We start from the raw sequence: 12,620 nt of genomic DNA on the forward strand, positions 1-12,620 counted from the left end.
TTTATTTAATCCATTGTCGAAAACTGGAGTCTGGTATCACTTTAAACGCGATGCGAAAGAGGGCCGTTGGGAGATACCAATAAAGCAGGTTATATAACCACATAGACCCGCGCCCTCGTTTGACGGTTTTAATGAGCAGCCAGATAACCACCGCTGCACCGAGGCCAAAGAGTGAATTACCGACATATACCCCCCACAGGAGTGGGGGGAGAGACGGGATAGCTTCATCGTATGGCAAGCCGAGCAGGCGGGGCTGCTCACTCAGCGTTTTCGGAAACCGGTATTTGTCGAGGTTGTCCGAGTCCATCACGAGCTCCTTTTAAACTATGCCGAATGCGACGTTGAGGAACACGATAACGACAGCAACACCGAGCAGAAGCATAAGGTTCTTGGTTTTGATATACATAATGACTGCAACAAATATCTCAGCCATGATGACCCATTTTGCCAGAGTGGAATCTTTACCGAAGGTGTCATCAACCGTTTGTTTTCCGCCTGCCATCAGGTCTGCTGCATGCACATGATCCATGCAAACAAGGACAAGTAGAAAAACCAGAACAGTCCAGGCGGCAAATCGCAATGTGCTGCGAAATACCGGGGTGGTTTGTGGAATAGATAAAATCATAACAATGCTAACTCCATGTTAAATATTGAGCTCGATGCTAAGTCGCACCGAAACAGGACTTTTATAGGAAGCCCTGTGTCCGAACGACTACTTATCTGTATCATCGACAGGAAAACGCTTACCTTCGGTAGCTATATCTGAAAAAAGCATGAGGTGGTCTCGGAGCCTCAATGAAGCCTCCTGGACTTTGGTTCGCCCTGAACGGGCAGCTGCCTCTGTCAGCAGCTTATTAAGGGCTGCCGACAACTGAACAACTGTGCTCGTATCTTTATAATGGCTTGACATCGTGCTCACCGTGAAATTCAATTCAAATTCCAAATTCGAATATATTTTCCCACAATCGATCACGAGTGCAAAAAGAGGCGAAAAAAAACCTATGAACTTCATAGGTTTTGTAAGAAATATCTTGTTGGTGGCGCGATGAGGTTTTTTTGGTTTTTAAATGAAAAAATTAATCATGGTTTGAATTTTGCATTTAAAATAACAGCTTACCTCTTAATGATAAATGGCATAATATCATGAAGGCCTTGTGCGTAGGCGACTGATTTGAGTTGCTCTATTGTGTCTGCCTTGAATTTCGCCTTGAGGTTCTTCATGTGAAAATCATATGAAGAGGTGCTCAATTGGGCCATCTCGGCAACTTCAGTGCGTTTGTACCCCTTGAGCGCATAGTAAAGGACTATGGATTCTTTTTTTGTCAAGCCAAGGCCATAATCTACGACCTTGATAGCGTCGCTTCTACCTGCAAGATTGCCAAACTCGACATCGGCATCAAGAGGGAGTGCTGTCGCAATAGTGCCTTGCGGTATGCCAAAACGGTCATAAATAATGCTTTTCTGGGTAATCAGATTAGCCTTTTTAAGTCCTGGCAATGGTTCGATGACGCTATAGTTGAGACCTGAAAGAATATCTTGTTCATGGGCTATGTAGATTTTAGATTGTTCAGACCATGGCATATCCAAATCACTAAGGCCGATGATCTTTTCGGGCGGAACGCCGGAAAAAACTGAAAAGGCGTTGTTAGATGCAACAAAGCGATGCTGGCTATCCTTGACAAGGAGTATTCCAACATCATGTTTTATAATTGGATTTTTTAGATAGAACTCAATCGTATTGTCCATGACTAAAGCCTGAAATTGCACTCTATACATGTTAGCGCATATAATGCGTAACAAACGAAGCTCACAGGAGACCCCGCAATGAATGAGGATAAATTATTATTGGGTGAAATTAAGATAATTCACCGACCTGAACAGAAAGGCCCCCTCTCTGATTACTGGGTTGCTATATACCAAGACAACCTAGCTGGAGGCGAAACAAGAGAGGAAGCAAAACAGAATCTTTTGAATAAGCTCAAAGAGTTGCATTAATAGCTTAATGGGGGCGAATGCTATTCGCCCTCAAAAACACTCACATCCCAAGATTCTACGGAACCATTCTGAGATAAACACTCATTTTCAAAAAAAGCCTTAATTGGTTCAGTTTGACAATGGTATTCAAAATCCTCAATAGAGGCCCAGATCTCGTTCATTGCGATAGGTAGGCAACTGCCCTCTGCGAAGGGGCTGGCTACTCTTTTGGTGGTGACATACTGAATACAACCCGGATCTTGGCGGGAACCCTCCTCAAGGGATTTTAGCGCATTAAAAAGTCGCTCCTCGCAACCCTTCTTGGGAAGGTATTGGGCAACACAATATATTTTCATTTGCATAGCACGCTCGTAGTCAGTCAATCCGTGACCTATATCATGTGCCAAATAGGCACAAGAATGCAAGCGGTATAGAGTGTTTATCAATCATTTTTTGGACAAGATCTCCTCATAGGCGATACCAAGTAGAATGAGGTCTATCACCCGTTTCTTCGTTTTCCACCAGTTGTAAAGGGTTCTGCGAGGAATGTCTGCGCTCAATGCAACCTCATCAACATCAAGACCGCACCGTGCTTTACACTCGTGTGTCAGGCCATCCTGGTGTCTATCGTTCATGTGTAGCCCTCTCAGTAGAGATATAACTCAACATATGCGCTCCTTTCGCGCACCGACAAAAAGGAGCGATAGAATAACACAGGGGGATGGGTACACTACCCGAGATCCGATCTCGCGTGCTCTCAATCTAAAGTGGAAGAAATGATAGATCTTAATGTAATGCCTGTTTTTATCTTGTCTGTAATAGCTCTTTTACTGGCTCCTGGGCCTGACATGGTGCTGATTAGCTCGCTCAGTATCAATAAGGGGAGGGCTGCTGGTTTATGGGCTTGTTTAGGGAATATGACATCCGGTGTGCTGTTAACTATCGCAACGGCATTAGGTGTGGCGGGTGTGATAAAGGAACTGCCTTACTCGTTCGAAGCTATGAGGGTCATGGGGGGATGCTACTTACTATACCTTGCATGGGCTGGCTTAAAAGAGATAAGCCTTGATCAGAAGGGGAAGGGGCAGTCTGGGAACGCGTGGTCTTGCTATAAAACAGCTGTAGTAAACAACCTGATGAATCCTAAAGCGTTGCTTTTTTTTATGATGTTCCTTCCTCAGTTTGTATCGCCAAACATAGATGCATCCCCAAGAGAACAATTGCTTTTATTGGGGTTAATATTAAATGTAATGGGGTTTTTATTTAATGTATCGCTTGTCGTTTTGCTATCTAAAGTCGTGGACGCTTTGATGAAAAACACGGTAAGCATAAAATATCAGCAGAGAGTCGTAAGTTTTGTTTTTGCATGCTTAGGGGGATGGATGTTAAGCGGATTGGTGGGGTGATTGCAGTACTGCAATCGCCCTAAGTGAACAAGAATCTCCGTGGACAACTGCCCCGCCCACAGGGGGCAAGCCCCTGATGGACGGCCTTCGGTTCGGCAGTTGCCCACCTCGACAAGTTGCTCTCTATAATTAAAAATTTTAAATGACTAACTAGTCATCTAAAAAGGTTTTTTCATCCAGTAATGAATGCAATAACGTGTTTGCTTCGACGGTTGTTAAAGTACCGAAGTACTCTTTATTGACCAATGTTAGCTGAGACAGTCTTTCTATTTTTTTTCCAAGGCTCAATGGCAAAGACACTGCGATAAATGTAAAACCAGGTGGGATATGCGCGTCCCATATTTGTTTTACTACCTGCGAGACAGCCCCCTTGGATACGGAGTAGTTTTTGGCTACCTGTGATTGCGTCATACCCCTGACGATAACATCACGAGCCATGGCTATTGTGTGAGGGCGCAGAGTTGTTCTTTGTGCCGCTTGATAGAACTGCTCATCAGTCATCGTTTTCTTAACTGAAGCCATCAACGATCCCTTACTTGTCTAGGTTTTATAACCTCATCATTAGTATCAGTGTACAGTAACAGCTAGCCATAAAAAAGGTTTAGGGAAAGTTTAGTTTTGTGATTGACTGGTGTGGATGCTTTGGTATCATGTATCACTGTGGGTTGGCCCACGACCGAGCACCGGGTTATGTGGTGCGACTAGGAGATAAAACATGTCTAATCAAGTTTTTAATCGCAGTGTTGTCCTCGTTATTTGCAACCCCAAAGGTGGCGTTTGTAAAACGACTGTGGCTCTAAATATGGGCTGTATTCTTGCTAGTGAGTATGGCCTGAAAGTTTGCTTAATAGATGGCGAAAAAGATGGTTCGCTTAGCAACTTTGAATTTAGCGAAGCTTTAAACAAAGAAACACTTCCCCATATCCGAGCCGGATATAATCAAGACCTGCACAGAGATATTCCGATATTCAAACAGATATATGATGTAATCATCGTCGATACTGCAGGCGTGACGCCCGACTTTGGCTCTGTTAGTGGAGAGGTGCTGGGAGGGCAGGAAAAAGTGAGCCTGCAGAGTCTCTCCATGGCCGACATGCTGATAGTTCCGATCACTCCTAGCCCTGTGGTGATTCGAAAAACAGCTGGTTTTGCCCCTATTGTTGAGCGCTGGCAAATGATGCGAGCTGGCCAACTGGATGCCGTAATGGTGCTGAACATGGTTAAGACTCGAGAGCAGCTGTCTACGATGGTAATTAATGAGCTAACAGGTGCATTTGAACATTTACCACTGATGGCCGAAACGGTGCGTGATACCACAATGGTAAAGCAAGCATACGGCGCAGGTATGTCTGTGCTTGATTTCAACAAGTCGCACCCAGCGACAGCAGAGTATTTGTCGCTGACAGCTGCATTAGTTGAACGAATCAAATCAAAAGTGAATGGGTGAGGGCTGGAAGATGGCAAAAGGTATCTCATTGCTTGGTTCCGGTCAGAACAAAGCGTCAAGCGGGAGCGCCCCAAACGAAGATATGTTTATCCCTCGGGCATGTGATGGCAAATCCCTTGCTGATTTGCCCTTGGATAGGGTGCATCCAGATCCGCAGCAACCAAGAACATGGGCAGAGGATGAGCTGGATGAGCTGCAGGCTAAGATTGAAGGGGCTGGTAAAATCCTCCAGCCAATCACAGTCATTCCTCGAGCTGACATGCCTGGGCATTATCTTATCAAGACTGGCGAGGGGCGGTGGCGCGTTGCTGGTCGGCTGGGGTGGGGGTTCATTCCTTCGGTGATAGAGGATCTCCGTGTAAATAGCGATACTCGCCAAGTGTTCGCGGATCAAATACTCGAGAACATTGGTCGCGTTGGCATGAACCCGATGGATATTGCGCGTTCCATTGAGCGGTATATGAATGACTTTGAGCCATCACTTACGGGCAAAGAGGCCGCAGTCATGCTGGGCCTTAATGAGACCAAAATAAGTCGCTATCGAAAACTTCTCACCGCAAATGAGGAGATACAGGAAATAACGCCACAGCTAACAAACATTAATACGCTTGGTTATTTAATAGACCTGTCTAGACTTGATGATGGCGCATACACGGACAGCCTTAAAAAAATAAAATCTGGCGAGCTTGTTAATGCTGAAAAGTATTTAAAGGACTTGGTCTCTGATATCAAGAATCCAGATAAACCCAAAGCAGAAAAAAAGAAAGGTAAAGAAAGCAAAGATACTGGTTCCCCAGGTGGAAAGGGGAAGGGGGAAGTCAAAAAAAGGACTGATGAGGATGATATATCATCTGAAAGAGAGGTTCTCCCGCCAAGTATCATCGATGGTATATGGGATGATGGAGTGACATCTGAACTTGATGATGCAAAGCTTATATCAACAATAAAAGGCGCGGGCGCTGATGGTATTGCAGTTATCAAGCTTATGCAGGCAAATGGTGATGCAATTTCTTTCAAACTGGACTACGAGAACCAAATAAAGCTCAGGTGGTTACTCAATAAATGCCTGGATAAATAACGAGGGTGGCGGGCATAACGCCCGCCAAATCCAGTAGGAGTAATGATGGGCATTGGAAAAAAAACTGATGTCGATAAAGATGCCCTCTTACAGGAGGGCAAACTTTTTTGCAGGGTGTTCCTGGCATACTTATGGGGGCACCCAGAATATAGGGGATGGTGGGGGAAAGAGGCGCTAGCATGCGAGCTCATCGAGGAAGGGAAGAGAAGCACTGCTGTGACCAGGGAGGTGCTGTCTCATGGCGATCTGACCGCGCTGTTGTACAACAGGACGAACAAAAACCCTTACTGGCTTAACTATGCCTTGATGCAGTTGGCGCTGAGGAGGGGGTTTGTGCCTGCGCATCTAGCTGACTGGGTTGCAATATGCAGAACGGTCGCCAATGAGTTGGTGTTGCCCACTCTTGAAAGTCTTGAGGATAAGTTGGCCACAGAGTATGGGTTGACGCTGCCGGTGACCATGAAGCAGGAGATAGAGGCGCGCTTATGAAATGGAAGATGAGCGATAAACGTGTGATCCAAAACGAGATCCAAACAAGATCATTGGATCTCGGAAGAAATTCTGAATATACTCATGGGTGTATTACGGGCCTGCACCATGGTGATGGGGAGAACGGAAATGAAAAGTAGTGCGGCATTGATCGAACGCAGTGATCAATCGGTGTCTACATCCGACATGTCACGTCGATATACCCATTACATGGGGTTGCTGGCCTCGGGTGAGCAAGATCGGCTTGTTGTGATGAAGGCCGGGCGGCCATTAGCTGTGTGTATGTCAATCCAAGAGTTCGAGAAGATACAGAGCGAGCTGACAAAACACAGAGAAACATCAGAAAAAAATTAAACCCACTGGGGTCAGTTTGGCGACCACCCCAGCGGGCTATATATGAGCAAAAACCACCCAACACAAGCAAAGACGCAGCATTAAGGAGGTTCTTATAAAGAATTAACCAGCGGATCAAGACAACCGGTTTTTTTCACGACCCGCACAGAGACGGCTCGTGTGAACTCTCAGTGGCAATAATAGCACTTCAATATTTTTGTGCAAGCCGCTGCACTTTCGCACAGCTCAATGCGGGGGTTTTTAACCTTCTGGAGTGGCGAAATGGAATGGCTACAATTGCAGTGCTGCAATTTTAATAGTGTCCCAGATCTTGTGCCTCCCTGCGCTGCATGGGGTTCAGGGTGCTGCATTTAGCATTACCTGCGTCTGCTGGCGAGCTGGACACTACCTCTCCCCATATGTGGGGGCGAGCTCATTACCCGCATCCAGGTCAATGGCTTGGCTCCGGCAATCGCTGCGGCCATCGCCCTGCATCACCTGCCTGGCACCAGTTCAGCGAGCCAGAGACCAGGAAACCCTTGCCGCACTTTATCCAAACGTTGATCGACAAGGTGCGTGACTATTACGCCAAGCCATCGTTGTTGCCCACCCTGGCCAACCTGAGCGGCAAGATCAACAAGCTCTCCGGCAAACCCCGCCAAAACCGCTCAGAAGCGCGCGAAGCCGAGAGTCTGGTCATGCAGGCGATCCTGTCGCGTACTGATTTTGCCAGCCTACGGGTCGGTACTCCGCTGCCTGACGGGCGCTTTATCCATCGTACTATGGTCGAGATCGCCACGATTGCAGGTATGATAGATAAGGCCACCGGCTTGCCGACACAGCGTTTCTGGCGGGCTGTTAGGCGCTTAAAGATTGGTGGTGCAATTGACATCCACAAGCAGTACGAAACGCTGGAGGATGGCACGATCAGGGCAAGGCCGGGGATAAAAACGGTCAATATGCACTTTATCGTGGCGTTGGGGCGCATCAGCTATGAGAAGCTCAAGGCGTTCCGTACCCATTGCTCCAAGGCGCAGAGACGGGACGCTGACAGCCATAAGCAGCAGTTCCCTGACATGCACGACCCCGAGATAGCCAATCGCCGGTTGCGTGATCGGCAGCGTGAAAAGGGCATCAAAACCACCCCTCCCCCCTCTGCCGACAAATCGCCGGTGATGCGTGACCGCGATCAGCGCAAAGAGCTGCAGCGGCAATACAGCAAGGCACAGCTCGAGTTTGCTACTAACCTCTATGGCCAATACCCTGGGCGACCAGAAACCTGGTACCGCGAACAGCTCAGGCGAGAGTTCCCCAGCCTGGACGACTGGATAGCCAGGAACAGCCGCTAACCCCACCGACTAACCGGCTCCGCTGGTGCACACCCCTGCTTGCAGCAGGACTCCCCCCGCCCGTCCGTCATGCTGACAGCCCGATTTTCCACTCCCGTTGTGAGTAACTGGCCATAATCGGCCCGAAACACCCACTGTCACTGTTGATGGTTTATGAATATGAAAATTTAAGTGATTTAAAACAAAAATTAGGTCATGAGATTTTTTTTTAGCTGTTAACTGTAAATATGCTTTAAGAAAATGGTTAGAGACTCTGTAATATCATCCATCTCTACGTTCAGGATGTATAAAAAGCCTGGCTATGCAGGGCGCAAGCGCCCGCCGCCAGATAAAAATTACCCATAAAATGCCTGACCTTGCAGGCCAGCAAAACACGCTGGCCGCCGGTCAGAATATAACCCCTTTTCGTGGGGACACGTCCCCACACCCCTCCCCTAACACACCAGCTCGCCACTGTCATGCCCCATAAAGGGGCCGATCAACATCAGTGAAACGTCAGGCAGCACGGGCCTTAAAGACGGTTTTGCAGGGAGGCGGGTAGGATGGCACCTTGAATATCAGTGTAATACCTCACATATCGCGTACAGGCTCACTGCGAGGCTTTAATAATAGCTAGATAGGCTCTATGATGGAGCTCGTTTATATTGCCTCACAGAAGCGCTATTAATAGCGCTCTCGATGTTTTTATTTTCATACTCATCCATGACCATAACCAGGAGTGTTGCCGGTGAATGATTTTCTGAAAGTGTTATTGAATATCCGCAGCCTGCGAGCAGCTGTCCGTGACTTGCCGTTTGAGCAGCTGGAAGAAATTAAAGAGAAGTTTGATACGGTCGTCCAGGAGCAGCTAAAAGCTGCAGAAGCAGAGCAGGCCGCAAAGCTGGAGTATGAGAAGAAGTTGGCGGAGTTCAGAGAGCTGATGATTACAGAGGGGATCTCGGCAGAAGATCTGGTTGGTGGTGCAGCTGTCGGGACAGTATCTGCCGCCAGTCGAACCAAACGGGCTCCCCGTCCGGCCAAGTACGCCTACCTTGTCGATGGTGAGGAGCGTACCTGGACAGGTCAGGGTCGCATGCCTGCGCAGATCGCGACAGCTGTGGAAAATGGCAAGTCGCTCGAGGATTTCCTGATCGCACCCGCGACCGCCTGATCCCCCAGGTCGGCAGCAGGGAGAACGTGGCCAGGGGCGGCGGCAGTGGCCATTCCGCCCCTCGGTCGAGGTCGAACTGATGACCTCGCCTCGCTGGCGGTGCCGATCTTCAATCCCGCATCCCCGACAGATCGACTTCCACACGGCGAAAGCCGATGTTTCTTGCGGTTTGCACAGCCGCATCGATGGTCTTGAACTGCCGTGTGCCCCCGCGCTGTAACTCGATGAGTTCGGTACCGGACTGACGGCCAAACTTCACCAGGTGCAGATGATAGCCGGTGCCCATCGGCGCACAGGCGACCAGGGCTTTTGAAAAGCCCCCTTGCTCAAATACCCACTTCGCTTGCAGCTCTTTCATCGCGTGTCCCTCCGTTGGTGACAGAGACAGTATGCCCGACAAAACATCAAAATCAATATTTGATTGTTCAAAATTAAATTTTGATTTGAGGGGGAAGAAAAAAAGCCGCTACGGAGCGGCAAAGAGCATGGCGTCACATCGGGTAGCGACGTCTACGCTATTGTGTCGTAACTGGCTGTGGCTGTCATGGTATATCTTTTTCCTGTTTTGATTATTCATATTTTAATTTTGATAAAGCGGATCCTGGCGCGGTGGACAACTGCCGTACCGCAGGCCGTCCAGCAGGGGCTTGTCCCCTGTGGGCGGGGCAGTTGCCCACGGTGCGGGGTTAGCCGTGGCAACCGGCCATGATTGGCCCGACCGGATAACCCCCTTGCCGATGGACTTGCAGCTGCAGCTCACTCCCCAGATCGGGCACCCCTGCCTGACGCAGGGCGCTGGCCACAGTCATCGAGCGGCGGTCGGCCCTGGGCAGCAGCAGCACCCGCCCCTCGCTGTGGGGACGAGGCAGGTCACCGGCGTACCAGGTGGCCTGCAGTGCCCGCATCGACTCAAAAAGTTCATCCCAGAGCAGCGGATCGCGGGTGATGGCAAACAGCTCAAATTCCTCGGTGAGGGCGGTGACGGCGGCAGGGTTGAGCAGGTAGCCCTTGAGCATCCCTTTGAGCTCGACCGGCTGGCGGGCGACACCGGCCAGGTAGCGGGCGGTCGCAAAATGATGGCTGCCGCCGCTGTTGATGAGGCAGATCCGGCCATCCCAGCCGTGGAAGAGAAAATAGTCGCCGCGCCCCGGCTGCATGATCCTGACCTCGCCGTGGGCAAGGTTGCGGGCGATGTTGTCGGGGCTCGGGTCATCGAGGTGGCCACGGCAACGGGCCTCGGCAAAGGCATCCAGATCGGTAAAGTCCGCGAGCGGGCTCTTGGAGGCTGAGAGCACCTGCACCTGACGAATGTCACAGGCCCAGTCATCAAATTGGGCCTGTTCACAGAGGCTGGCCAGGGCATCGACCTGGATAGCGTGGCCCTGGTATTGGCCGTGTACCCGCCCCCAGCCGCGCAGCTCACCAGGTTGGGCGTTCCAGCCTGCCGGTCGCCATTCGTTCCAGCGAATGATGCTGGCGGCACTGACCGAGGGAGGGATATCGAGGGCATAGCCCAGGGCGGGAGCGGTGGCCAGCAGGGCATGGAGGCGGGCGGGGTGGCCCAGCTGATGCTGGATAAAACGCACGGCGGTGGTCAACATGGCAAGGACTCCATCAAATATTAAAATTGATTTTTCAAAATGCGATTTTGATAAACACCCCCGCGCCGCTGGCGCGAGTGCTGTTTGCGTCCCTATCCTGTGGCCTTCCCCGCCCGCCGTCAACTCAGCCTCCCAGCAGCGGATTGCCCTCGTTCGCTACCGAAAAACTCAACCCTATCTCCGAGGCCGCCGCATCGAGCGCCAGCACCTGGGTATAAACCTCCGTTGAGCGGATCGATCGGTGGCCCAGGTACGCCTGCAAGCGCTTGATATGGGTGTTGCCGGCGAGCAGGTGGTGCATGGCGTAGCTGTGCCGAAACACATGGGGCGTCAGCGCCACCACTAACGTGATCCCCCTCCCCCTCAGTGCCCCCTCCGCTTCTTTCAACCAGTTGCGCACCGTCTGATCCGTCACTGTCCAGATCGGGGCCGACTTGGCCAGCTTGACCGTGGCCAGGTACTCGCGGGCCAGCTGGGCATAAGCCGGATCGAGTAGCGGCACCAAGCGCTTGACCGTCTCCCCCGCTTTGGGGCGGCCCTTGCCGCGCCGGCGCTGCTTCAAGGTGCGCAGCACCACAAATGGCCGCTGGCCATCGAGCTCGAAATCCCCTGGGGTCAGCGCCAGCGCCTCGTTGATACGGGCGCCCGAGTTCCAGAGGGTGGCCACCAAAAACCGCCGTTGCAGATCGGGCAGCATGGCCAGCACCGCGCCGACTTCGTGGGCCAACAGGTAACGGGGCGCGTCGGTGTGGGCGATGGCCAGGTTACGCAGCGCGGTGGCCACCCGCCACTGTTCGGGGTGGCCAGCGGGGCGCACCAGCGGGCCGCCGCCATGGTGCAGGGTGGCCAGGGTGTGACCATGGCCAAGCGGGGTGATCTGCATCGGGATCCTCGTTGCGGGGGTGAGTCGGTGATCGGCAGGATGCCAGATCCAGGGGCGGCTGTCAGGGCCAATAAATCCGCGCTGGCGCGGCGCGGGTTTGGGGGTTTTGGCGCTATGCGCGAAAGGTCAAAATCCAGGGGCGACCCAGGAGGGGCGGCGGGCGGGGGAGATCCTCGGGGGATCCACTATATCTAGTGGCCGGTCGCAGCTGCAGAAGCACAAGATGTTGGGGTGTGGGGGTAGCCTGGGGGGATTTGGGAGTCTAGGCCAACGGCCAAAGTGCCAGGGAAAACCGGCTATCCAGGGCGGGTTGGTGTGAGTGGGTTAAATTGGTGATCAATATTGTACCGATGAACCCCGAGCGGGGGTATACTGATCCCGTCATCTACTGCAGAAAGAGATAACGCCATGAGAGAAGTCGTCAAAGCCATGTCCCAGCGCGCCGCGCGCGAGGCGCTGGGCTCCCCGGAGAATTTCAACGGCGGGGTCTACGTCACCAAGAACGGCACCCCCGAGCTGTTTATCACCACCGCTGCCGACCGCGCCCAGGAGCTGGCCGATCTGCACCAGGCGCGGGAAGATAAGGCTCTGGTCAAACTGGTAGCGCTGGCCACCCAGGACATTGGCCGCAAAGGTCGCAGTTACAGCGAGGATGAGGCGCTGACCCTGCTGCGGGCGGCCCGTACATGACGCTGCCGGTGCGGGTGACCGCCACCGCCTTGACCTGCCTGCAGGACATCGAGGCATTCAATGCGGTGCACTGCGGGCCCGAGCAGGCCGCCGTCCTGGTGGAGACGTTGCTGACGGAGGCCGTGGCGGCGATCAGTGCCAATGCCCTGCTCTATCGCCAGTGCCCGGCTACCGCTGACTATGGCCTCGATGTGCACGAGCGCATCGATCAGAAGGGCTA

Annotated in this window: 19 protein-coding genes; 10 read left to right on the forward strand and 9 right to left on the reverse strand. The window is 51.7% G+C overall.

Annotation, left to right across the window (positions count from 1 at the left end; translation table 11 throughout):
- Position 1 precedes the first annotated feature (1 nt).
- The 4 genes from traL to AB5Y71_RS03305 form a co-directional block, all read right to left on the reverse strand.
- On the reverse strand, positions 2–307 hold the full coding sequence (gene traL, locus AB5Y71_RS03290; protein WP_219273114.1) for a type IV conjugative transfer system protein TraL: 306 nt from the start codon (positions 305–307) through the stop codon (positions 2–4).
- Positions 308–319: 12 nt separating this feature from the next.
- Positions 320–625: a type IV conjugative transfer system pilin TraA gene (gene traA, locus AB5Y71_RS03295; RefSeq protein WP_368170991.1), complete on the reverse strand. Its 306-nt coding sequence runs from the start codon at positions 623–625 to the stop codon at positions 320–322.
- 87 nt (positions 626–712) lie between these two features.
- The gene (locus AB5Y71_RS03300) at positions 713–1,012 is read right to left on the reverse strand and encodes a TraY domain-containing protein (protein ID WP_330847744.1); all 300 of its coding nucleotides are present in this window, start codon (positions 1,010–1,012) and stop codon (positions 713–715) included.
- A 101-nt stretch (positions 1,013–1,113) separates the two neighbouring features.
- A complete protein-coding gene (locus AB5Y71_RS03305) occupies positions 1,114–1,746 on the reverse strand; it encodes a helix-turn-helix transcriptional regulator (RefSeq protein WP_368170992.1) in 633 nt (210 codons plus the stop codon).
- Between the two features lie 78 nt (positions 1,747–1,824).
- On the opposite strand from AB5Y71_RS03305, the gene AB5Y71_RS03310 reads away from it, so the two are divergent.
- A complete protein-coding gene (locus AB5Y71_RS03310) occupies positions 1,825–1,995 on the forward strand; it encodes a hypothetical protein (protein ID WP_201910400.1) in 171 nt (56 codons plus the stop codon).
- 20 nt (positions 1,996–2,015) lie between these two features.
- Here AB5Y71_RS03310 and AB5Y71_RS03315 read toward each other — a convergent pair whose 3' ends face one another.
- Positions 2,016–2,336, reverse strand: a complete 321-nt coding sequence (locus AB5Y71_RS03315) for a putative quinol monooxygenase (protein WP_368170993.1) — start codon at positions 2,334–2,336, stop codon at positions 2,016–2,018.
- Positions 2,337–2,750: 414 nt separating this feature from the next.
- Between AB5Y71_RS03315 and AB5Y71_RS03320 the strand changes: the two genes are divergently transcribed.
- Positions 2,751–3,380 (forward strand): LysE family translocator, encoded by a 630-nt coding sequence (locus AB5Y71_RS03320; protein ID WP_201910404.1) that lies wholly within the window; start codon positions 2,751–2,753, stop codon positions 3,378–3,380.
- Positions 3,381–3,530: 150 nt separating this feature from the next.
- Here the strand turns inward: AB5Y71_RS03320 and AB5Y71_RS03325 are convergent, their stop codons facing one another.
- Entirely contained in the window at positions 3,531–3,902 is a 372-nt protein-coding gene (locus AB5Y71_RS03325) for a TrfB-related DNA-binding protein (protein ID WP_368170994.1), read from the reverse strand.
- Positions 3,903–4,095: 193 nt separating this feature from the next.
- Here AB5Y71_RS03325 and AB5Y71_RS03330 point away from each other — a divergent pair, with 193 nt between their 5' ends.
- From AB5Y71_RS03330 to AB5Y71_RS03355, 6 genes are all read left to right on the forward strand, one after another.
- Positions 4,096–4,827 (forward strand): ParA family protein, encoded by a 732-nt coding sequence (locus AB5Y71_RS03330; protein WP_368170995.1) that lies wholly within the window; start codon positions 4,096–4,098, stop codon positions 4,825–4,827.
- 10 nt (positions 4,828–4,837) lie between these two features.
- Entirely contained in the window at positions 4,838–5,905 is a 1,068-nt protein-coding gene (locus tag AB5Y71_RS03335) for a ParB/RepB/Spo0J family partition protein (RefSeq protein WP_368170996.1), read from the forward strand.
- 42 nt (positions 5,906–5,947) lie between these two features.
- Positions 5,948–6,394 (forward strand): hypothetical protein, encoded by a 447-nt coding sequence (locus AB5Y71_RS03340; RefSeq protein WP_339373842.1) that lies wholly within the window; start codon positions 5,948–5,950, stop codon positions 6,392–6,394.
- A gap of 129 nt (positions 6,395–6,523) precedes the next feature.
- A complete protein-coding gene (locus tag AB5Y71_RS03345) occupies positions 6,524–6,748 on the forward strand; it encodes a hypothetical protein (RefSeq protein WP_141108940.1) in 225 nt (74 codons plus the stop codon).
- Positions 6,749–7,266: 518 nt separating this feature from the next.
- The gene (locus AB5Y71_RS03350) at positions 7,267–8,076 is read left to right on the forward strand and encodes a plasmid replication protein repA (protein ID WP_368170997.1); all 810 of its coding nucleotides are present in this window, start codon (positions 7,267–7,269) and stop codon (positions 8,074–8,076) included.
- A 727-nt stretch (positions 8,077–8,803) separates the two neighbouring features.
- Entirely contained in the window at positions 8,804–9,226 is a 423-nt protein-coding gene (locus AB5Y71_RS03355) for an H-NS family nucleoid-associated regulatory protein (RefSeq protein ID WP_182936420.1), read from the forward strand.
- 109 nt (positions 9,227–9,335) lie between these two features.
- Here AB5Y71_RS03355 and AB5Y71_RS03360 read toward each other — a convergent pair whose 3' ends face one another.
- The 3 genes from AB5Y71_RS03360 to AB5Y71_RS03370 form a co-directional block, all read right to left on the reverse strand.
- Positions 9,336–9,584 carry a plasmid replication protein RepB gene (locus tag AB5Y71_RS03360; RefSeq protein ID WP_201910414.1) on the reverse strand — a complete coding sequence of 83 codons (249 nt, stop codon included), beginning with the start codon at positions 9,582–9,584 and terminating at the stop codon, positions 9,336–9,338.
- 328 nt (positions 9,585–9,912) lie between these two features.
- Entirely contained in the window at positions 9,913–10,827 is a 915-nt protein-coding gene (locus AB5Y71_RS03365) for a DUF6685 family protein (RefSeq protein ID WP_368170998.1), read from the reverse strand.
- 124 nt (positions 10,828–10,951) lie between these two features.
- A complete protein-coding gene (locus AB5Y71_RS03370; protein ID WP_368170999.1) occupies positions 10,952–11,710 on the reverse strand; it encodes a tyrosine-type recombinase/integrase in 759 nt (252 codons plus the stop codon).
- 408 nt (positions 11,711–12,118) lie between these two features.
- On the opposite strand from AB5Y71_RS03370, the gene AB5Y71_RS03375 reads away from it, so the two are divergent.
- Both AB5Y71_RS03375 and AB5Y71_RS03380 read left to right on the forward strand, forming a co-directional pair.
- On the forward strand, positions 12,119–12,400 hold the full coding sequence (locus tag AB5Y71_RS03375; RefSeq protein ID WP_182936423.1) for a hypothetical protein: 282 nt from the start codon (positions 12,119–12,121) through the stop codon (positions 12,398–12,400).
- Positions 12,397–12,620 (forward strand): hypothetical protein (locus AB5Y71_RS03380; RefSeq protein ID WP_368171000.1); only part of this gene is annotated, 224 nt, incomplete at its 3' end. The genes AB5Y71_RS03375 and AB5Y71_RS03380, both read left to right, overlap by 4 nt.

It is taken from the genome of Aeromonas sp. R9-2 (assembly GCF_040908025.1).
In the GTDB taxonomy this organism is placed as follows: Bacteria; Pseudomonadota; Gammaproteobacteria; order Enterobacterales; family Aeromonadaceae; genus Aeromonas; species Aeromonas veronii.

Excerpts from the sequence above, each read along its gene's own strand:
- traA (WP_368170991.1), bottom strand. The coding sequence starts at position 625 with ATGATTTTATCTATTCCACAAACCACCCCGGTATTTCGCAGCACATTG.
- AB5Y71_RS03325 (WP_368170994.1), bottom strand. The coding sequence starts at position 3,902 with ATGGCTTCAGTTAAGAAAACGATGACTGATGAGCAGTTCTATCAAGCG.
- AB5Y71_RS03300 (WP_330847744.1), bottom strand. The coding sequence starts at position 1,012 with ATGAAGTTCATAGGTTTTTTTTCGCCTCTTTTTGCACTCGTGATCGAT.
- AB5Y71_RS03345 (WP_141108940.1), top strand. The coding sequence starts at position 6,524 with ATGAAAAGTAGTGCGGCATTGATCGAACGCAGTGATCAATCGGTGTCT.
- AB5Y71_RS03330 (WP_368170995.1), top strand. The coding sequence starts at position 4,096 with ATGTCTAATCAAGTTTTTAATCGCAGTGTTGTCCTCGTTATTTGCAAC.
- AB5Y71_RS03335 (WP_368170996.1), top strand. The coding sequence starts at position 4,838 with ATGGCAAAAGGTATCTCATTGCTTGGTTCCGGTCAGAACAAAGCGTCA.
- AB5Y71_RS03360 (WP_201910414.1), bottom strand. The coding sequence starts at position 9,584 with ATGAAAGAGCTGCAAGCGAAGTGGGTATTTGAGCAAGGGGGCTTTTCA.
- AB5Y71_RS03340 (WP_339373842.1), top strand. The coding sequence starts at position 5,948 with ATGATGGGCATTGGAAAAAAAACTGATGTCGATAAAGATGCCCTCTTA.
- AB5Y71_RS03320 (WP_201910404.1), top strand. The coding sequence starts at position 2,751 with ATGATAGATCTTAATGTAATGCCTGTTTTTATCTTGTCTGTAATAGCT.
- AB5Y71_RS03375 (WP_182936423.1), top strand. The coding sequence starts at position 12,119 with ATGAGAGAAGTCGTCAAAGCCATGTCCCAGCGCGCCGCGCGCGAGGCG.
- AB5Y71_RS03315 (WP_368170993.1), bottom strand. The coding sequence starts at position 2,336 with ATGCAAATGAAAATATATTGTGTTGCCCAATACCTTCCCAAGAAGGGT.
- AB5Y71_RS03310 (WP_201910400.1), top strand. The coding sequence starts at position 1,825 with ATGAATGAGGATAAATTATTATTGGGTGAAATTAAGATAATTCACCGA.
- traL (WP_219273114.1), bottom strand. The coding sequence starts at position 307 with ATGGACTCGGACAACCTCGACAAATACCGGTTTCCGAAAACGCTGAGT.
- AB5Y71_RS03365 (WP_368170998.1), bottom strand. The coding sequence starts at position 10,827 with ATGTTGACCACCGCCGTGCGTTTTATCCAGCATCAGCTGGGCCACCCC.
- AB5Y71_RS03370 (WP_368170999.1), bottom strand. The coding sequence starts at position 11,710 with ATGCAGATCACCCCGCTTGGCCATGGTCACACCCTGGCCACCCTGCAC.
- AB5Y71_RS03305 (WP_368170992.1), bottom strand. The coding sequence starts at position 1,746 with ATGGACAATACGATTGAGTTCTATCTAAAAAATCCAATTATAAAACAT.